At 65.0% G+C, this 17,897-nt stretch carries 19 protein-coding genes; 11 read left to right on the top strand and 8 right to left on the bottom strand.

Annotation, left to right across the window (positions count from 1 at the left end; translation table 11 throughout):
- The first annotated feature begins 59 nt into the window (after positions 1–59).
- From KVP70_RS27220 to KVP70_RS27210, 3 genes are all read left to right on the top strand, one after another.
- On the top strand, positions 60–377 hold the full coding sequence (locus KVP70_RS27220) for a hypothetical protein (RefSeq protein WP_217945548.1): 318 nt from the start codon (positions 60–62) through the stop codon (positions 375–377).
- Between the two features lie 102 nt (positions 378–479).
- Complete coding sequence (gene alaC, locus KVP70_RS27215; RefSeq protein WP_217945547.1) at positions 480–1,676, top strand: alanine transaminase; 1,197 nt, start codon at positions 480–482, stop codon at positions 1,674–1,676.
- A gap of 84 nt (positions 1,677–1,760) precedes the next feature.
- On the top strand, positions 1,761–2,300 hold the full coding sequence (locus KVP70_RS27210; protein WP_217945546.1) for a hypothetical protein: 540 nt from the start codon (positions 1,761–1,763) through the stop codon (positions 2,298–2,300).
- On the opposite strand, the gene KVP70_RS27205 is transcribed toward KVP70_RS27210, so the two are convergent.
- Positions 2,297–3,310: a zinc-binding alcohol dehydrogenase family protein gene (locus KVP70_RS27205; RefSeq protein WP_217945545.1), complete on the bottom strand. Its 1,014-nt coding sequence runs from the start codon at positions 3,308–3,310 to the stop codon at positions 2,297–2,299. The two genes, KVP70_RS27210 and KVP70_RS27205, sit on opposite strands and share 4 nt — an antisense overlap.
- Positions 3,311–3,409: 99 nt before the next feature.
- On the opposite strand from KVP70_RS27205, the gene KVP70_RS27200 reads away from it, so the two are divergent.
- Both KVP70_RS27200 and KVP70_RS27195 read left to right on the top strand, forming a co-directional pair.
- Complete coding sequence (locus tag KVP70_RS27200; RefSeq protein WP_439897412.1) at positions 3,410–4,309, top strand: LysR family transcriptional regulator; 900 nt, start codon at positions 3,410–3,412, stop codon at positions 4,307–4,309.
- A 96-nt stretch (positions 4,310–4,405) separates the two neighbouring features.
- A complete protein-coding gene (locus tag KVP70_RS27195) occupies positions 4,406–5,479 on the top strand; it encodes an AI-2E family transporter (RefSeq protein ID WP_217945543.1) in 1,074 nt (357 codons plus the stop codon).
- 72 nt (positions 5,480–5,551) lie between these two features.
- Here the strand turns inward: KVP70_RS27195 and KVP70_RS27190 are convergent, their stop codons facing one another.
- Positions 5,552–5,776 carry a hypothetical protein gene (locus tag KVP70_RS27190; protein ID WP_217945542.1) on the bottom strand — a complete coding sequence of 75 codons (225 nt, stop codon included), beginning with the start codon at positions 5,774–5,776 and terminating at the stop codon, positions 5,552–5,554.
- A 139-nt stretch (positions 5,777–5,915) separates the two neighbouring features.
- On the opposite strand from KVP70_RS27190, the gene KVP70_RS27185 reads away from it, so the two are divergent.
- Genes KVP70_RS27185 through KVP70_RS27175 form a run of 3 tightly spaced genes read left to right on the top strand, consistent with a single transcriptional unit; the run spans position 5,916 to position 8,366 of the window.
- Positions 5,916–6,629 carry a phosphatase PAP2 family protein gene (locus KVP70_RS27185; RefSeq protein ID WP_217945541.1) on the top strand — a complete coding sequence of 238 codons (714 nt, stop codon included), beginning with the start codon at positions 5,916–5,918 and terminating at the stop codon, positions 6,627–6,629.
- Positions 6,563–7,546 carry a diacylglycerol/lipid kinase family protein gene (locus KVP70_RS27180; RefSeq protein ID WP_217945540.1) on the top strand — a complete coding sequence of 328 codons (984 nt, stop codon included), beginning with the start codon at positions 6,563–6,565 and terminating at the stop codon, positions 7,544–7,546. Before KVP70_RS27185 ends, KVP70_RS27180 begins: the two co-directional genes overlap by 67 nt.
- Position 7,547: 1 nt before the next feature.
- On the top strand, positions 7,548–8,366 hold the full coding sequence (locus KVP70_RS27175) for a metallophosphoesterase family protein (RefSeq protein ID WP_217945539.1): 819 nt from the start codon (positions 7,548–7,550) through the stop codon (positions 8,364–8,366).
- A 97-nt stretch (positions 8,367–8,463) separates the two neighbouring features.
- Here KVP70_RS27175 and cls read toward each other — a convergent pair whose 3' ends face one another.
- The 3 genes from cls to KVP70_RS27160 form a co-directional block, all read right to left on the bottom strand.
- Complete coding sequence (gene cls / locus KVP70_RS27170; protein ID WP_217945538.1) at positions 8,464–9,855, bottom strand: cardiolipin synthase; 1,392 nt, start codon at positions 9,853–9,855, stop codon at positions 8,464–8,466.
- A complete protein-coding gene (locus KVP70_RS27165) occupies positions 9,852–11,951 on the bottom strand; it encodes a site-specific recombinase (protein ID WP_217945537.1) in 2,100 nt (699 codons plus the stop codon). The genes cls and KVP70_RS27165 overlap by 4 nt, the downstream gene beginning before the upstream one ends.
- Positions 11,952–12,054: 103 nt before the next feature.
- The gene (locus KVP70_RS27160) at positions 12,055–13,347 is read right to left on the bottom strand and encodes an acetyl-CoA hydrolase/transferase family protein (protein WP_217945536.1); all 1,293 of its coding nucleotides are present in this window, start codon (positions 13,345–13,347) and stop codon (positions 12,055–12,057) included.
- A 114-nt stretch (positions 13,348–13,461) separates the two neighbouring features.
- Here KVP70_RS27160 and KVP70_RS27155 point away from each other — a divergent pair, with 114 nt between their 5' ends.
- Together KVP70_RS27155 and KVP70_RS27150 are read left to right on the top strand one after the other, a co-directional pair.
- Positions 13,462–14,541, top strand: a complete 1,080-nt coding sequence (locus tag KVP70_RS27155; RefSeq protein WP_217945535.1) for a porin — start codon at positions 13,462–13,464, stop codon at positions 14,539–14,541.
- A gap of 42 nt (positions 14,542–14,583) precedes the next feature.
- On the top strand, positions 14,584–15,420 hold the full coding sequence (locus KVP70_RS27150) for a branched-chain amino acid aminotransferase (protein ID WP_217945534.1): 837 nt from the start codon (positions 14,584–14,586) through the stop codon (positions 15,418–15,420).
- On the opposite strand, the gene KVP70_RS27145 is transcribed toward KVP70_RS27150, so the two are convergent.
- From KVP70_RS27145 to KVP70_RS27135, 3 genes are all read right to left on the bottom strand, one after another.
- The gene (locus KVP70_RS27145) at positions 15,421–15,951 is read right to left on the bottom strand and encodes a DUF3617 domain-containing protein (RefSeq protein WP_217945533.1); all 531 of its coding nucleotides are present in this window, start codon (positions 15,949–15,951) and stop codon (positions 15,421–15,423) included.
- Between the two features lie 74 nt (positions 15,952–16,025).
- A complete protein-coding gene (locus tag KVP70_RS27140; protein ID WP_008446864.1) occupies positions 16,026–16,172 on the bottom strand; it encodes a lmo0937 family membrane protein in 147 nt (48 codons plus the stop codon).
- Between the two features lie 137 nt (positions 16,173–16,309).
- A complete protein-coding gene (locus KVP70_RS27135; protein WP_217945532.1) occupies positions 16,310–16,951 on the bottom strand; it encodes a glycine zipper 2TM domain-containing protein in 642 nt (213 codons plus the stop codon).
- Positions 16,952–17,069: 118 nt separating this feature from the next.
- On the opposite strand from KVP70_RS27135, the gene KVP70_RS27130 reads away from it, so the two are divergent.
- Positions 17,070–17,819, top strand: a complete 750-nt coding sequence (locus tag KVP70_RS27130) for a Crp/Fnr family transcriptional regulator (RefSeq protein WP_217945531.1) — start codon at positions 17,070–17,072, stop codon at positions 17,817–17,819.
- Positions 17,820–17,897 lie beyond the last annotated feature (78 nt).

Genomic DNA, 17,897 nt, shown 5'->3' with positions numbered 1-17,897 from the left:
CCGTGTTGCGTTTGTGTCTAGTTCGTGGCAGCATAGCCGCTTACTGGAGGAGCCACCCTATGCAAGTCGCCCGTGCACAACAACCGATTGCCGCCGCCACTGTCTCGCTGATCGCGTGGGTGTTGTGCGTTGCCGCCTTCCTGCCGCCGCTGAACAAATACATCGTGGGCTCGGTGCCGCTGGTGATCTTGGCCGGCCTCGGCATCGCGGTCAGCCTCGTCCTGCATCTGGTGTTCATCGGCATGTCGGCCAAGTTGCTGGGCCGCTCGCCGGTGCTGTGGGTGCTGATCTGCCTGTGCCTGTTGCCGGTGGCGTCCATCGCCGGCCTGATACTGTTCGAGTGGTTCAGCGACCAGGAAAATCAAGCCAGCGTTTAAAATGGGTATTGCAAAAAGCTGAAACCTTCGGCTAGTATGGATACCGATGCAACATTGCATCGACGTCGCTCGGACGGTTCCGGGCGCTTACGTGAGATATCCATGACTGACACCCAAACTCCGCGCAGCTTTTCGCGCATCGATCGCCTGCCTCCCTACGTTTTCAATGTCACCGCCGAGCTCAAGCTGGCGGCGCGCCGTCGCGGCGAAGACATCATCGACATGTCGATGGGCAATCCCGATGGCGCCACGCCGGCGCATATCGTCGAAAAACTGGTCGACACCGTACAACGTCCCGACACGCACGGCTACTCGGCCTCCAAGGGCATACCGCGTCTGCGGCGCGCGATCACCAAGTGGTACAAGAACCGCTACGACGTCGAGTTCGATCCCGATTCGGAAGCCATCGTCACCATCGGCTCCAAGGAGGGCCTGGCCCACCTGATGCTGGCGACGCTGGACCAGGGCGACACCGTGCTGGTGCCCAATCCCAGCTATCCGATCCACATCTGGGGCGCGGTGATCGCCGGCGCCAACATCCGCTCGGTGCGCATGACCCCCGGCGTCGATTTCTTCGACGAGCTGGAGCGCGCGGTGCGCGAGAGCTATCCGAAGCCGAAGATGATGATACTCGGCTTCCCCTCCAACCCGACCGCGCAATGCGTGGAACTGGAGTTCTTCGAGCGTGTGGTGGCGCTGGCCAAGCAACACAACATCCTGGTGGTGCACGACCTGGCCTACGCCGACATCACCTTCGACGGCTGGAAAGCCCCGTCCATCATGCAGGTGCCGGGCGCGCGCGAGGTGGCGGTGGAATTCTTCACCATGTCCAAGAGCTACAACATGGCGGGCTGGCGCATCGGCTTCATGGTTGGCAACAAGGAGCTGGTGGCGGCGCTGGCGCGCATCAAGAGCTATCACGACTACGGCAGCTTCACGCCGGTGCAGGTGGCGGCGATCGCCGCGCTGGAAGGCGACCAGAGCTGTGTCAGCGAGATCTGCGCGATGTACCAGAGCCGCCGCGACGTGCTGCACAAGGGCTTGTGCGAAGCCGGCTGGCCGGTGGACAAGCCGAAGGCGTCGATGTACATCTGGGCCCGCATCCCCGAGCAGTATCGCCATCTGGGCTCGCTGGAATTTTCCAAGCTGCTGTTGGCCGAGGCCAAGGTGTGCGTCTCGCCCGGCATCGGCTTCGGCGACTACGGCGACGAATATGTGCGTTTCGCGCTGATCGAGAACGAAGCCCGCATCCGCCAGGGACTCCGCGGCATCAAGGCCATGTTCCGCAAGGCTGAATAAATCTGCCTGGACTTTACGCCGCATCAAACGGGATGTTTGATGCGGCGGCTACTGTGTTCCTGAATTCCTCCAGGAGCGCCCATCATGTCTTTCCCGTCCGTCAGCGACAGCACGCGTCGATTGCTCGATGCCGTCCGGAAACTCGAACTCACTTTGCAATCGGTTGGCCTGCCGCGCATGCTGGCGCGGCTGCCCGTGTGCTGGCTGTGCTGGCACTATTGCCGCATGCTGGACCAGAAGATCGTCCGCATTCAACGCATCGCCGGCAAGTTTGAACAATGGCTGCCGACGATCCGCGCCTACTCCGGCGACGGCACGGCGAAGATGGAGTTGATCGACGTCGACCTCAGCATGCGCAACGATATCGAGATCACCAAGAGCACCATGTGGGACCTGCGCAGCTACTGCATCGACGTCGGCCGCATGTTCGACCAGTTGGGCTACCGGTCGCCGGGCTTGCGCCGGCGGCAGGCCTTGTTCTTGCGGACACTGGAGCACTCGTGCGTTGCGGCCGGCACCATGCAGGCCGCGCTGGCCGAGCACGACAACACTGCGCTGGCCTTGCTGCGCGCGCGACAGGTGCAGCAGCTTGCCGGCGTCGGCGGCGAGGCGTCGGCGGTTTAGAAGCCTTCCAGCACGATCTTGCCTTTGGCGCGGTTGCTTTCGATCAGCGCGTGGGCGCGCTTCAGGTTGGTGGCGTTGATCTTGCCGTAGCGTTCGGCCAGCGTGGTCTTGATGACGCCGGTTTCCACCAGCCGGGCCACATCGTTGAGCAGCTGATGCTGCTTCTGCATGTCCGCCGTCTCGAACATCGAGCGGGTGAACATGAACTCCCAATGCAGCGATACGCTCTTGCGCTTCAGCAGGCGCACGTCGATGGCGGCCGGGTCGTCGATCAGCGCCACCTTGCCTTGCGGCGCGACCAGTTCGGCGATGGCGGGCCAGTGATGGTCGGTCTGGTTCAGGCTGGCGACATATGTGACCGGTGGCAGTCCGAGGCGGACGATCTCTTCGTTCAGCGGCTTGCTGTGGTCGATGACCTGGTGCGCGCCCAGTTCCCGCACCCAGGCCGCCGTGTCGGGACGCGAGGCGGTGCCGATCACTGTCAGTCCGGTCAGCTGGCGCGCCAGCTGCACGAGAATGGAGCCGACGCCGCCGGCCGCGCCGATCACTAGCAGCGACTGGCCGCGCACACCCTTGTCGCGGCTCACTTCCAGGCGTTCGAACAGCAGCTCCCAGGCGGTGATGGCGGTCAGCGGCAGCGCGGCGGCCTTGCCGAAGTCCAGGTTCTTGGGCTTGTGGCCGACGATGCGTTCGTCCACCAGGTGCAGTTCGCTGTTGGTGCCTGGACGCATCAGCGCGCCGGCGTACCAGACTTCGTCGCCCGGCTGGAACAGCGTGACGTCGGGGCCGACTGCCTGGACCACGCCGGCCGCGTCCCAGCCGATGACTTTGCTGTCGCCGTCGGCCGGCGCCATGTTGGCGCGGATCTTCACGTCCACCGGATTGACCGAGATGGCGCGCACTTCGACCAGCAAGTCGTGGCCGGCCGCTTGCGGCGCCGGCAGTTCGATGTCGATCAGGGCGTCGTCGTCGGTGATGGGGAGGGACTTGCGGTAGGCGACGGCTTTCATGGGAATGTTCCAGGTGCGTTGGGATAGGGGTATCATCATTTATTTCGCAGCCTTGAAAAAGGGGCTGGATAGCGAAACACTTTCAAAGGAATGCTGATAGTGCTGCGATTGGATGATTTGACCGTCTTTGTCCGTACCGCCGACCGGGGCAGCCTGTCCGCCGCCGCGCGCGAGCTGGAGATATCGCCGGCGCTGGCCAGCGCCTCCGTCAAGCGGCTGGAAGGCGAGCTGGGCTTTCGCCTGTTCGCCCGCACCACGCGCTCGCTGCGATTGACGGAGGATGGCGAGCACTATCTGCGCCACGCGCGCGAGGCGCTGCGCTTGCTGAAGGAAGGACACGACGCGCTGATACAAGGGCAGGAAACGCTGGGCGGCACGTTGAAGATTTCGATGCCGTCCGACCTGGGCCGCAATATGATGGTCGGTTGGCTGGACCAGTTCCAGGCGCTGTATCCCAAGGTCAGCTTCCAGCTCAGCATCAGCGACCGGGTGTCGGACATGTACCGGCAGCCGGTCGATATCGCCATCCGCTACGGCCGGCAGGAGGATTCCAGCCTGGTCGCGCTGCCGCTGGCGCCGGACAATCGCCGCGTGCTGGTGGCCTCGCCGGACTACATCAGGCAGCACGGGAAGTTGAAGGATTTGAACGAGCTGCTGCGCCACAACTGCCTGCGCTTCATGGTGGAGGAGGTGATCCACGACCGCTGGAGTTTCTACCGCAACGCCGCCGCCGAGCCGCTGGCCATCCACGTCAGCGGCAACCGCAGCGCCGACGACGCCGACGTGGTGCGGCGCTGGGCGGTGGCGGGCATGGGCATCGCCTACAAATCGCGGCTGGACCTGGCGGACGACATCCGCAGCGGGCGCCTGCACATCCTGATGCCGGACATACTGGGCGAACCGGCACCGCTCAATATGCTGTGCATGCACCGCGCGCAGATCACGCCGACGGTGCTGCAACTGCGGGACTTCCTGCGCATGCGCTGCGAACAAGCATAGAAATACGCTTAGAAAATAATTAAAACGACAAGCTAGCGCTTACGGTGGCGCAAAATGCGCTTACCATAGCCCCAATATTTACCAGGAGATACTCCGATGACCGAAACCCAGCGCGACATCCTCAGTGCCTGTTTTTCCCTGACCTTGATCGCACTGGCGGCGTTTGTCATGCATCGCTTCTTCCTGCCGCTGATCTGGGCCGGCATCCTGTGCGTGGCCACATGGCCGCTGTACCAGCGCATACGGGCGCGCTTCGGCCGCCACGATGTGCTGGCCGCCGCCGCGCTGACCTTGATCTGCGCGGCCGTCTTCATCGTGCCGGTGTCGCTGGGCGTGGCGCAGGCCGCCAAGCAGGCGCCGGAGCTGGCCAACTACATCGTCACCGCCAACACCGACGGCATCCCGGTGCCGGCTTTTGTCCTGCATCTGCCCATGGTCGGCGAATGGCTCAGCGACTGGTGGCAAGCCACGCTGAGCCAGCCGCACGGGCTGTCGCACCTGCTGTCCGAGCGTGAAATCAACGGTCTGCATTCGGCCAGCGACATGATCAAGGTGGCCGGCGTCGGCTTCATGCACCGGCTGGTCGACTTCGGCCTGGCCTTCCTGTGCCTGTTCTTCTTCTACAAGGACGGCGAGGCGCTGAACCGCCAGATCACCGCCATCGGCAGCCATTGCTTCAGCGAGCAGCGCTGGGCGCGCTACGCTGAAAAAATCCCGACGGCGATCCGCGCCACCGTCAACGGCCTGGTGCTGGTGGGCCTGGCGGAAGGGGTGTTGATCGGCATCGGCTACGCGTTCGCAGGCCTGCCGTCGCCCGCGCTGTGGGCGGCGGTGACGGGCATCCTGGCGATCATTCCATTCGGTGCGCCGATCGCTTTCGTCAGCGCGGCTGCGGTGCTGGCGTTCAACGGCGCGGTGCCGGCGGCGATCGCGGTTGCGGTCTGGGGCACCATCGTGCTGTTCGTGGCGGATCACTTTGTACGGCCGGGCATGATCGGCAACGCCACGCGGCTGCCGTTCCTGGCCGTACTGTTCGGTATCCTGGGCGGGGTCGAAACCCTGGGCCTGGTCGGACTGTTTATTGGTCCGGTTGTGATGGTTCTGTTTGTGACGCTGTGGTACGAGGCGAATCTGTTTGATGACGGCTCGCCAGTTGCCAAACCCAGGTGAGGAGCGCGAGCGAGGTCGCGGCATCGGCCGGCCTGTCTTGCGACTGGATCGGGCAACTGGCACCGGCAACCATTAGTGCGCCTTCGACAGGATCAGCAGCCAGCGGCGGAACATCAGCACTTCCAGATGGCCTGCCTGTACGCCGGTGTCGCATTCCATGATCGGGTTCACCGCGTAGTAGCGCTTGCGGAAGTCACGGCACACCAGCACTTCGCGTTTGCCCATGCGTACCAGGAACGAGGTAGGCATATATTCGAGACCGAAGCGGGAACCAAAGCTGCTGTGCAATGTAGTCATGACATTTCCTTTGTGGGGAGTAGCGTTTAACGAGGAGTTCAGAATAGCATAACTACTGTATGAATAAACAGGTACTGTGTAAATAAACAGTAAATTCGCTTTTTCGTGGTTTTTCCACCAACTTGCACGGCGCGAGGCCTTGGAGCACCAAATTTTCAGCAAATTCGTACGTTTCATTGAAGCAAGACTGTCGCCTGGGGGCGAATTCGGCCTGCACCTGACCGCCGGCCTGGCGCTGCTGGTGGCCGCCGCCGCGGTGTTCGGCGACTTGGCCGAGGATGTGATGGGCAAGGAGGCGATCACCGTGCTCGACATGCAGGTGGCGCACTGGTTCCATGCCCATGCCTTCGAGCCGCTGACCAGCTTCATGCTGGGCGTGTCGCTGGCCCATACAGGCTACGGGATGGTGGTGCTGATGGCGGCGCTGGGCTGGTATTTCTGGCGGGTGCAGGCGCGTTATTGGTTGCTGGCCTTGCTGGTGGCCGTGCCCAGCGGCGCGCTGCTGAACGTGGCGCTGAAGTACCACTTCCAGCGCGCCCGGCCGGCGTTCGACGAGCCGCTGGTGAGCTTGATGACCTACAGCTTCCCCAGCGGCCACACCTCGGCCGCGACCTTGTTCTACGGTCTGCTGGCGAGCTATCTGGTGATCGCCCGTCCGCACTGGCATGTGCGCTTGGGGACGGCGCTCGGCTGCGCCTTGATGGTATTGTTGGTGGCATTGAGCCGCGTCTATCTGGGCGCGCACTATTTGAGCGACGTGCTGGCGGCCATGGCCGAGAGCGTGGCGTGGCTGGCGGTCTGCATCACGGCGATCTCGACACTGCGCCGGCGCCGCGAGGCCAGAACGTTATAAACTATTTCCGGGAGAACGCGCTGGACAGCATCATCGTTATCATCAACGCCGGCGCCGGGCAGGGCTATTGCGGCGGCTGGACCGCCGCGCTGGCGGAAAAATTCCGCAGCCACGGCGTTGAGCCGGACATCACGCTGGCCAAGAGCGGCGCGGAGATGGTGGCGCGCGTCGAGCAGGCCGTGGCCGACGGCGCGCCGCTGGTGGTGGCGGGCGGCGGCGACGGCACCATCAACGCGGTGGCGTCGGCGCTGGTCGGCAGCGCCACGCGGCTGGGCGTGCTGCCGCTGGGTACGTTGAATCATTTCGCCAAGGATTTGAAGATACCGCTGGACCTCGACGCGGCCGTGGCCAACGTGGTGCAGGGCAGGGTGTGCAAGGTGGACGTGGGCGAAGTCAACGGTCGCATCTTCCTCAACAACTCCGGCCTGGGCATCTATCCCGACATCGTGCGCGACCGCGAACAGCAGCAGCGCCATCTGGGCCGCAGCAAGTGGCCGGCGTTCGGCCGCGCGCTGTTTGCGGCGCTGCGGCGCTTTCCGTTCATGAGCGTGCGGCTCAAGATCAATGGCGAGGAGCATCTGCGGCGCACGCCCTTCGTCTTCATCGGCAACAACGAATACCTGCAGGGCCTGACGCTGGGCGCGCGCGAGCGGCTCGACAGCGGCAATCTGTGCCTGTACGTGGCGCAGAAACCGACCCGGCTGGGACTGCTGCGCTATGGCTTGCACGCCATGCTCGGCAAGCTGGGCGAGGCGCGCGATTTCGACGTGCTGTCGGCGCCGGAGTTGATCATCGAAACGCTGCACCATCACATGCGGGTCGCCACCGACGGCGAAGTATCGTTGATGAAGCCGCCGCTATGCTACCGCTCGCGGGCGGCGGCGCTGAGCGTCATCGTACCGGGCCAGGAGGGATAGCATGCGCACCATCGTCCATTTATCCGATCTGCATTTCGGCCGCGTCGACCAGAAACTGCTGCGGCCGCTCCAAGCGCTGGTCGCCAGTCTGGCGCCGGACGTGGTGGTGGTGTCCGGCGACCTGACGCAGCGTGCCAAGACCGAAGAGTTCAAGGCGGCGCGGGCCTTCCTCGATACCTTGCCGGGGCCGCAGATCGTGGTGCCGGGCAATCACGACATCCCGCTGTACAACGTCGCCAGCCGCTTCCTGGCGCCATTGCGCAAGTACACCCGCTACGTCACGCTGGACTTGACGCCGGAATACGTGGATGAAGAGATCGCCGTGCTGGGCATCAACACCGCGCGTTCGTTGACGTTCAAGGATGGCCGCATCAATCGCGAACAGATCGACCAGATCCAGCGCCGCATGAGCGCGATGGCGTCGCAGCTGACGCGCATCATCGTCACCCATCACCCCTTCGACATGCCGGAGGCGCTCGACGACAACGACCTGGTCAACCGCGCGCCGCTGGCGATGCGGGCGTTCGCCGAGTGCGGCGTGGATTTGCTGCTGGCCGGGCATTTGCACGTCAGCCATGCGCACAACACGGCGCAGCGCTACGAGATCAGCGGCTACGCGGCCTTGATGGTGCAGGCCGGCACCGCCACCTCCACGCGCGGACGGGGCGAAACGAATTCGTTCAACGTCATCCGCGTCGAGCACGACAAGGTGGAGGTGCAGCGCTACAGCTGGGTGGATGGAACAGGCAGCTTCGAACCGGCGCACACCGAGCGCTTCCAGCGCAGCGGCGGCGCATGGACCCTCACCGCCGAAGCCTAAACCCGGTGGGGTCAAGTCTGACATTCGGACACGAGCTCAACCGTAACGACGCATTACGGTTGAGCTCGTGTCCGAATGTCAGACTTGACCCCCGTGGTTAGAGCCAATAGTTCATGAAGCGGGCGGCGAATTCGCGCAGGCGGTCGGCCCAGGGACGGTGGCGCCACGCTTCCGGCGTGATCTGCACCGAGTCGCGCAGGTCTTCCTGGAAGGCGCGCTCCATCTCGCCGCCGAAGGCGTCGCCCATGATCACCACGTTGAGCTCGCTGTTGTGCAGGAAGCTGCGGGTGTCGATGTTGGTCGAGCCGACCGTCGACCAGTTGCCGTCGATGACGGCGGTCTTGGCGTGCAGCACCGCCAGCTTCAGCTGGTGGATCTTGACGCCGCTGCCCAGCAGGTCGTCGTAGAAGGCGTGGCCGGCGTAGAACACCAGCCCGCTGTCGGAGACGCCCGGCAGCACGATCTTGACATCCACCCCGCGCTGCGCCGCCGCCATCAGCGCGTCCACCGTCTGACGGTCCGGCACGAAGTAGGCCGAGGTGATGTGGATGCTCTGCTTCGCTTGCTGGATCGCCAGGTTGTAGGCCTTGTAGATCTCAAACTTGCCGCCGGGCTCGCTGCCCAGCACGCGCACCACCTTGTCGCCGGCGATCACCGGCTGCGGGAAGTAGTCCGCTTCCGTCAAATCATCCTTGTCCTGCGTGGCCCACTGGCGCACGAACAGCCACTGGAAGGCCTGCACGGCCGGCCCTTCGACCTTGACGTGGGTGTCGCGCCAGCCCACCTGCGATTTGTCGGTCGGCCTGGCGGACGAGCGGAACAGCGAACTCTTGGCATAGGTCGCGCTGATGTTGATGCCGCCGGTGAAGGCGATCTTGCCGTCGACGATCAGCACCTTGCGGTGGTCGCGCTGGTTGAGCTTCCAGCTTTCACCGCTCAGCTTGGCCGGGTTGACCGGATTGAATTCGATCAGGTGGATGCCGGCCTCGCGCATGCGCTTGAAGAACTCGGCCGGCACGCCCAGGGTGCCGACGCTGTCGTACAGGATGTTGACGGTCACGCCTTGCCGCTGTTTTTCTATCAGCGCGTCGGCGAACTTCAGGCCCAGCTCGTCCTGGTCGAAGATATAGGTTTCCAGGTTGATGTTGTTGCGCGCGGCGTTGATGGCCTTGAGCATTTCGGCCATGGTCTGCGGACCGTCGAACAGCAGGGTGCACTTGTTGCCGGCGATCAGGGGCACGCCGGTGGCCGCTTCCTCCAGCGCCGCTTGCGCCTGCATGTCCAGCGAGCCTTTCGGCCAGCGCTTGGCCAGCAGGGCCTTGCCGCGCTCGGCGCTGAGGTCGCCATGGACGCCCTTGACGCTGGGCACGGCGGCCGGATCGAGCTGGCCGCTCATCGCCGTCACGTTGGGCAGCGACGCGCATGCGCCCAGCAAGCCCCAGCACATCAGAGAGAGGGGCAGCCAGCAACGCATGCGCGCGGTTTTCATTTGACGGTCTTTTCAGGAGTGAGCGGTTCATCGGGCGGCGCCAGCTGCGCCGCTTCTTCCGCCGCCGAGCCGAACAGGAACGACACCGGCCCCTGGCGGAAACGCCGGCCCAGCGCCTTCACCAGCAGCCAGCCGTGCTTGAAGCGCACCTGGCGCGAGCGCAGCGCCACCCACAGCGCCAGCCCGAAGCTGACCAGCAGGTTGACCGAGCCGATCGCCAGGAAGCCCGCTACCGAGGTCAGCACTAGTTGCCAGCTGACATGGTAGTCCAGTCCGACCATCGCTGTCGCAAAGTTGGCGGACGAGAAGGTGACGTGGCGGATGTCCAGCGGCATGCCCAGCAGGAAGCCCAGCAGCGGCATCACACCGAGCAGGATGCCGAAGAAGAAGTTCCCCATCAGGCCGCCCAGGTTGTTCTCCATGTACACACCCAAACGGTCCAGCCGTTGCTGGCCCAGCAGCCAGCGCAGGCCGCGCAGCTGGGCGATGCGCTGCGCCCAGCGGGTGTACAGCGCCTTGTTGTCGTAGTAGCCCGAGATCAGGCCGGCCACGAACAGGCAGACGCCGGCGATGGCCGCGTACACCAGGGTCGGCCCGTGGATGGGATCGATGTCGCTCAGCAGGCGCATGGCCTTCTCCGGCGACACCAGGTGGTGGCCGGTGATCAAGGGCCAGGCCATGGCGATCAGCCAGGCGGTCGGGATGGCGGTGGCCAGGTTGCCCAGCACCGCCATGTTCTGCGTGCGGATCACCTTGTTGCACAGCTCGGCCATGCTGTCGATGTCGATGTTGCGGCCGTCCTTGCTGTGCAGGCCGGCGGCGATGCGCGAGGCCGTCATCGCCGGCTGCTTGGTGGCCACCGTGAAGTGCAGCAGGTGGATGAACATGAAGCCCAGCGAATAGTTCATGCTGAACAGGAAGGCTTCGACCAGCGGCGCGGCGCGCAGGTAGGACATCAGGATCTTGAACAGCGCCATGAAGCCGATCACCAGGCCGGCGCCGGCCGAGGACACGAACATGCCGCCCAGTTCCTTGCGGCTGTCGGCCACGTAGTGCTCGCCCGTGTGGCTGGCGTTCTCGGTGACGTTGCGCGCCAACAGGTCGATGTTGTCGCGCATCAGGTCGCGCACCATGTATTTGTTGTTGTGCGCCTCGATCAGCTCCAGCGCCATGCCGACGGCGGCGGCGCGGCGCGGGCTGGGCGGGCCTTCCTGCTGGTGCGGCGCGTGGATCTCTGCCAGCAGCTTGATGTCGGCCGGCGGCATCAGCGGCAGCTCGCCGCTGACGTCGACCAGGAACAGCAGCTTGCGCAGGCGGTCTATGCTCTGGCTCAAGGTCACCAGCAGATAGGTCAGGGCGATGCTGGTGCCCTGGCTCAGCGCCTGCTTGCGGATCTTGGCCACCACCACGTCGCACTGGTCCAGCATCACCAGCAGGTGGCGGGCGTCGTCCAGCGGCGCCTCGTCGCCGGCCAGCATGCGCTGGTAGCTGTCGAGATAGGCGTTGACCTCGTAGTTCTGCACCATGAACGGCGATTCGTAGGTCTCGATCTCGGTATGGAAATTGGTCAGCTTGGGTTCCAGGCCGATCGCGCTGACGCGGTAGGACAGCGTGCGTATCGATTCGAGCAGGCCGGGCAGCATCAGCTTGGGGCCGGCGTCCGCTTCCTGGTGCAGGCCGACCACGTCGACCAGGGCCAGCCAGTCGGCGGCCGGCACGGCGGCGATCCAGAGGTGGTCGGTGCGCTTATACACCACCTGGTCGAGCGCGTCGCTGAGGTAGATCTCGCCCAATGCGGGTGGCAGGATGCGGTAGGCGATGCGGCGTTTCAGTTCGGTGAAGAAGCCGTCGTTCGACAGCACGCCGATCTCGGTGTACAGGCTGGCGTGGCGGCGGCTGGCCAGCAGCTTGCACGCGTAGCGGCGCAAGGCCAGCGCGTGCGCCGGATTGCCTTTCAATAGCTGGCACAGGGTGCGCACATTGGCGGTGGCGCGGGCGCCGTCGCTGGCGCGTCGGGGACGCAGGGTGTTGAACAGCTCGACCATCAGGCCGATGTCGCTGCTGTCTGCGTCGATGCGTTCGAGAATTTCTAGCATGCGTAAGGCGGGCGGACCGCGTAGGGACAAAACCGCAGTATAGACGTATAAGTCTGGCAAGTATGTGCGCTGGCGAACGTTGCCTGTCCACCCGGAAATTCAGCTAGTTGCAAAGCAAGATCTTGCGGGCCTGCTGGCGCAGTTCGGCGCGGAAGTCGGGATGGGCGATGCCGATCAGCGCCTCGGCCCGCTGGTGGGCGGACTTGCCGCGCAGCTGGGCCACGCCGTATTCGGTGACCACGTAGTTGACGTCGTTCTTGCCGGTGGTGACGTGGGTGCCCGCCGTCAAGGTCGGCACGATGCGCGAGATCGATCCCTCCCGGGCGGTGGACGGCAGCACGATGAAGGCCTTGCCGCCGCGCGAGCGGTTGGCCGCGCGCACGAAGTCGACCTGGCCGCCGGTGCCGGAATAGGGCAGGTGGGCCAGGCTCTCGGAGCCGCACTGGCCCAGCAGGTCGACCTGCAGGCTGGCGTTGATCGCCACCAGCTGGTCGTTCTGGCCGGCCAGGTAGGGATCGTTGGTGTAGCTGACCGGGTGCATCTCCAGCATCGGGTTGTGGTGCATGAAGTCGTACAGCTTGCGCGAACCGAGCGCGAAGGTGGCCACCATGCGGCCCGGCAGCCAGCTCTTGCGGCTGTTGTTGACGGCGCCCGATTCGACCAGCTTGAGGATGCCGTCGCCGATCATCTCGGTGTGGACGCCCAGGTCGTGCTTGCCGGTCAGCTGCATCACCACCGCGTCGGGAATGCCGCCGTAGCCGATCTGCAAGGTCGAGCCGTCCTCGATCATCGCCGCCACATGGCGGCCGATAGCTTCCTGCACCGGGCCGATCGTCGGCAGGCCCACTTCGATCACCGGCTCGCCGCTTTCCACCAGCGCCGTCACCTGCGAGATGTGGACGTGGCACTGGCCGTGCGCATACGGCACGTTGGGATTGACCTCCAGCACGATCGCGCGCGCCTTGCGGATGGCGGCCATCGTGTAGTCGGCGCCCAGGCTGAGCGCGAAGTTGCCGTGCTCGTCCATCGGCGCGGCCATCGAGAACACTACGTCGGCCGCCAGCAGCTCGCGCTCGATCAGCGCCGGCAGCTCGGAGAAATACGCGGGGACGAAATCGGCCCAGCCCGCCTGGCCGGCCGCGCGCGAGGCGCCGCCGAAGAACAGCGCCACGTGGCGCACATGGTGGGCGGTGTCGCAATCGAAGTAGGCGTATTTGCGCATCGCCAGGATCTGCGCCACCTTGACGTCGTGGAAGCGGGTGCGCTGGTCGGACAAGGCATGCAGCAGCGCGGGCGGCTCGCCGGCGCCGCAGGGGACGATGATGGTGTCGCCGTCGCGCAGCAGGTCCAATGCTTCGCTCGGGGAGCAACGCTTGCCGTCATACAGGGCTTGCATGGTGACCGCCTTTCGCATGATGAAATGTCACTATAAACCAAGTAGCCGCAAAATATGTCGGAAACGTGGCGCTGCGCACAGAGATGTTGCGCCCGCTGTCCTAGGATGGGGCTTATGAAACCCTCCCTTTACGTGCTGTTCTTGACCTGTCCGCTGTCGGTGGCGGCGCAGACGGCGTCGCCGGTGCAGGTGTATGGCCTGCTCGACGCCGGCGTGGTGGCCGAACGCGGCTGCGGCGGCGCATGCGCGCCCGCCAGGCTCGACAGCGGCATCGCGTCCGGTTCGCGGCTGGGCGTGCGCGGGCGCGAGGAACTGGGCGGCGGCACGGCGGCGGTCTACACGCTGGAGGCGGGCATCCTCAACGATAGCGGCGCCTCCGACCAGAACGGCAAGCTGTTCGGCCGCCAGGCGTATGTCGGGCTGGACGGCCCGCTGGGCATGCTCACCCTGGGCCGGCAGTACAACCTGGTCTACGAGACGCTGATCGACGTCGCCGATCCCTTCCACGGCGGCATGGCCGGCAACGCGGCCAACCTGGTCGGCACCACCACGCAGCGCTACGACAACACGATCAAATACCAGTCGCCGCGCAGCCGGGGCGGCTGGACCGGCGCGGCCATCTATAGCTTCGGCGAGTCGCCGTACAACAGCAAGGTCAACCGCGCCTACGGCGCCACCATCGGCTATGCCAACGGCGCCGCCACCCTGCGCATCACCCACCAGCGCAAGGACAACCTGCTGGACGCCGACGGCACCACGCCGGCGGTCGACCAGTCGGCCAGCAATACGCTGGTGGCGGCCAATCTCGACTTCGGTCGCTTCGTCGGCTACGCCGCCTACGGCCACAGCCGGGGCAACGGCAGCTCGCCGTGGGACATGTCCAACCCCTACGGCGCGGTGGTGCAGAGCATGCCGTCCAATAACAGCCGCGATGTGCTGGTCGGCATCGCGGTGCCGATGGGCGCCACCACCTGGCTGGCGTCCTACATCCACAAGGACGACCGCAGCGCCGCCAACCGCGACGCCAACCAGATCGCCGTCGGCGCCAGTTACGCGCTGTCGCGCCGCACCGACTTCTACGCCTCGTTCGCGCGCATCCAGAACCGCAACGGCGCCGGCTACACGGTCGGCAACGCCAGCGCCCCTGGCCACGGCGACCGCGCCATCACCATCGGCCTGCGCCACTCCTTCTGATCCGTGATAAATTGCTTGTTTTACTGATCATCAGGAACAAGCATGTATCTGACTTACTTCAACGGCGGCTGGTCCGAAGGCAACACCCCTTTGTTTGGCGCGATGGATCACAGCGTATGGCTGGGCTCGTCCGTGTTCGACGGCGCGCGCTCGATACGCGGCCACATGCCGGACCTGCGCCTGCACCTGCAACGCGTGATCACCTCGTCGGAGCGGGTCGGCCTGGTGTGCCCGCTGAGCGTCGACGAGATGGAACAGCTGGTGCGCGAGGGCGTGGCCAAGTTCCCGGCGGAAGCCGAGCTGTACGTGCGGCCGCTGGTGTTCGGCACCGACGGCCTGCTGGTGCCGCTGCCGGAAAAGAGCGCCTTCGCGCTGACCCTGTTCGATGCGGCTATGCCGCCGTTCACCGGCTTCTCGGCCTGCCTGACGGCGCTGCGCCGCCCGGACCCGTCGATGGCGCCGACCGACGCCAAGGCTTCGGCGCTGTACGCCAACACCAGCAAGGCGATCCGCGAAGCGCAGCAGCGCGGCTTCGACAACGCGGTGGTGTGCGACAACGCCGGCAACGTGGCCGAGTTCGCATCGGCCAATCTGTTCCTGGTCACGCCCGAAGGCAAGGTGGTGACGCCGGTGGCCAACGGCACCTTCCTGTCCGGCATCACCCGCGCGCGCGTGATCGCCTTGCTGGCCAAGGAGGGCATCGCGGTCGAGGAACGCTCGGTGCGTCCCGACGAGTTGGAGACGGCCGTCGAGATCTTCAACACCGGCAACTACGGCAAGGTCACGCCCTGCATCCGCTATGAAGCGCGCAGCCTGCCAGTGGGGCCGATCGCCACGCTGGCCTTCCAGCGCTACATGGCGTTCAGCGACGGCGAGTGATCAGTTTGAGCGGGCCGGACAGCTGGCGCCCAGCCAGCGTCCGGTCGATTCCACCTGCACCGCCTGCGGCTTGCCGCCGGCCTCGCTGTTGATGTTCATGTTCATCACGTAGGCGCTGTCGCCGTTGAAGCGCAGCGTGCCGCTGCCGCTGGAGGCCGGGTCGGTGCAGCTGAACGAAATGTTCAGGCCGCCCGCCACCGGATCGCTCTTCGACGTGCACTTGCCCTGCTGGTTCATCGGCAGTTCTTTTTTCGCCGCCATCTCGGGCGTGACGCAGGCCTTGATGACCATGGCGCCGTCGCCGCCGGCGGTGGGCATGGAGGCGCCGTTCTGCTTCATCATCGCCTCCATCTGCGCGCGCTGCTCGGGTGGCAGCTTGGCCAGCTGCTTGAGCGCCATGCTCATCGCCTGGTCGGCCTGCGCATTGCCGGTCTTGACCTTGTTGCTCAGCTCCCACAGGCCCGGCTTGATGTTCTGGGCCGATGCCTGCACGCTGGCCAGCACGGCCAGGGAAATGATCAATCGCTTCATGTGATCTCCTGAAAATGAAAAACGGCGCGCCACCGTCGAGTGGAGCGCCGCTGCGAAGGCTTGCCGGGGCGGCGCTACACGCCGCGTCCGCTAATCAGGCGCAGCAGCACCATGATGATAGCAACGACCAGCAGGATGTGGATAAATCCGCCGATGGTGTAGGAAGTGACCAGGCCCAGCAGCCACAGGATAAGCAAAACGACAGCGATGGTATAGAGCATGATTCTCTCCTCAAGTTGTTATGCGACGTCCATGTTGGTCATCGATTACGATCTCGAACCTGCAACCTCCGTTGCCATGTTCGTATCTTGTAGCCATTATCTGCAAAGCCGGAGCGGCCTTCTGTACGGTATCGTACTTAAGCGGAATGCAACTGGCCGTTGACGACTTTGACCTGGTCGCCCGAACGCCATTGCGGCTGCGCCGACTGGTGCAGCACGCGCTTCTTGCCATTGTCCATGCGCACCACGATCTCCCAGCTGTGCGTGGTTTTCATATTGCCTTCGACCTGGTTGCCGGCCACGGCGCCGCCGACCGCGCCGGCCACGGTGGCCAGTTGACGGCCGTGGCCGCTGCCGACCTGGTTGCCCAGCAGGCCGCCCAGGATGGCGCCGCCCGCCGCGCCCACGCCGCTACCCTGGCCGCGGTGTTCGATCGAGCGCACCGACTCCACCACGCCGCAGCTGTTGCAAACGGCCGGGCCCTGTTGCGCGACCTGTTCTTGCTGTTGCTGCGCCGGATATGAGCCCTGGGACGGTGCGGCGTTGTTGGCGTAGCCGGCCTGCTGCGATTGCTGCGAGTGTTGTGGCGGTTGCTGCGGTTCGGCCGCCGGCACCGACGACAGCTGGCCCGGCATGGCCGCGGCGCCTGGCACCGTGGCGCTGGAAGTCGGCAGCCAGCCCATGATGGCGGCGCTGCCGACGCCGCAGAACAGCACCACCGCGACGGCGGCGATGACCATGATAGGGTGGAGTGATGGTTTGCTGCTTGGGGTGTCCATGATGTATGTCCTGTTTGGTTGGAATAGTGGATTACAGCCCGGATTTTCCCTGAAGACTTGTCTTGCTTCCGTGCGTCACCGTACATACAGGGCAAATCGCAGCCTTTACGCTGATCCCATGCATACCCATCCCTCCATTTTTTCCGACGACGACAGGGCGCAGGCCAGGCCCGTGCTGAACCGCTTGCTGTCCGGCCTGCCAGACGACGACCGTGCACGGCTGTTGGCCTTGTGCGACACGGTCCGGCTGGAAGCGGGCCAGGTGCTGTATGAGCCGGGCCAGACCGTCGACCACATTTACTTTCCGGTCGGCTGCCTGATCTCGCTGCTGGCGGTGGCCGAAGGGCGCATGACGCTGGAGGTGGGGTCGGTGGGACAGGAGGGCATGATAGGCGCGTCGGTGGCGCTGGGCCATGGGCAGGCGCTGGTGCGCGCCGTGGTGCAGCGCGCCGGCCGCGCCAGCCGTATCGACGCGGCCGCCTTTCGCGCCGAGTTCAAGCGCACCGCCTCGCTGCAGCGGCTGCTGTACCGCTACACCGACACCTTGCTGGCGCAGGCGATCCAGATCGCCGTGTGCAGCCGCTTTCACGTGCTGGAGGCGCGCCTGGCGCGCTCGCTGCTGATCACGCGCGACCGGCTGCAATCGGAGAAATTCCACCTGACCCACGAATTCCTCGCGCACGCGCTGGGCGTGCGCCGGGTGGGCGTGACCAAGGCCGCCAGCGCGCTGCAAAACCAGAAGCTGATCAGCTACAGCCGGGGCAACATCGAGATCCTCGATTCGGCCGGGCTGGAGGCGGCGTCCTGCCGCTGCTACGAGCTGGTCAAGGACGACGGCGCCCTCGGCATGGCCAACGTCTTTCTGTGATGCACAAAACCGCGGGGGTCAAGTCTGACATTCGGACACGAGCTCTGCCGTAGCATTCGTTACGGCAGAGCTCGTGTC

The sequence above is a fragment of the Duganella violaceipulchra genome, from assembly GCF_019166075.1.
GTDB lineage: Bacteria > Pseudomonadota > Gammaproteobacteria > Burkholderiales > Burkholderiaceae_D > Rugamonas > Rugamonas violaceipulchra.
This window is presented reverse-complemented; position numbering and strand designations above follow the sequence as displayed.

Excerpts from the sequence above, each read along its gene's own strand:
- KVP70_RS27220 (WP_217945548.1), top strand. The coding sequence starts at position 60 with ATGCAAGTCGCCCGTGCACAACAACCGATTGCCGCCGCCACTGTCTCG.
- alaC (WP_217945547.1), top strand. The coding sequence starts at position 480 with ATGACTGACACCCAAACTCCGCGCAGCTTTTCGCGCATCGATCGCCTG.
- KVP70_RS27210 (WP_217945546.1), top strand. The coding sequence starts at position 1,761 with ATGTCTTTCCCGTCCGTCAGCGACAGCACGCGTCGATTGCTCGATGCC.
- KVP70_RS27205 (WP_217945545.1), bottom strand. The coding sequence starts at position 3,310 with ATGAAAGCCGTCGCCTACCGCAAGTCCCTCCCCATCACCGACGACGAC.
- KVP70_RS27195 (WP_217945543.1), top strand. The coding sequence starts at position 4,406 with ATGACCGAAACCCAGCGCGACATCCTCAGTGCCTGTTTTTCCCTGACC.
- KVP70_RS27190 (WP_217945542.1), bottom strand. The coding sequence starts at position 5,776 with ATGACTACATTGCACAGCAGCTTTGGTTCCCGCTTCGGTCTCGAATAT.
- KVP70_RS27175 (WP_217945539.1), top strand. The coding sequence starts at position 7,548 with ATGCGCACCATCGTCCATTTATCCGATCTGCATTTCGGCCGCGTCGAC.
- cls (WP_217945538.1), bottom strand. The coding sequence starts at position 9,855 with ATGAAAACCGCGCGCATGCGTTGCTGGCTGCCCCTCTCTCTGATGTGC.
- KVP70_RS27165 (WP_217945537.1), bottom strand. The coding sequence starts at position 11,951 with ATGCTAGAAATTCTCGAACGCATCGACGCAGACAGCAGCGACATCGGC.
- KVP70_RS27160 (WP_217945536.1), bottom strand. The coding sequence starts at position 13,347 with ATGCAAGCCCTGTATGACGGCAAGCGTTGCTCCCCGAGCGAAGCATTG.
- KVP70_RS27155 (WP_217945535.1), top strand. The coding sequence starts at position 13,462 with ATGAAACCCTCCCTTTACGTGCTGTTCTTGACCTGTCCGCTGTCGGTG.
- KVP70_RS27150 (WP_217945534.1), top strand. The coding sequence starts at position 14,584 with ATGTATCTGACTTACTTCAACGGCGGCTGGTCCGAAGGCAACACCCCT.
- KVP70_RS27145 (WP_217945533.1), bottom strand. The coding sequence starts at position 15,951 with ATGAAGCGATTGATCATTTCCCTGGCCGTGCTGGCCAGCGTGCAGGCA.
- KVP70_RS27140 (WP_008446864.1), bottom strand. The coding sequence starts at position 16,172 with ATGCTCTATACCATCGCTGTCGTTTTGCTTATCCTGTGGCTGCTGGGC.
- KVP70_RS27135 (WP_217945532.1), bottom strand. The coding sequence starts at position 16,951 with ATGGACACCCCAAGCAGCAAACCATCACTCCACCCTATCATGGTCATC.
- KVP70_RS27130 (WP_217945531.1), top strand. The coding sequence starts at position 17,070 with ATGCATACCCATCCCTCCATTTTTTCCGACGACGACAGGGCGCAGGCC.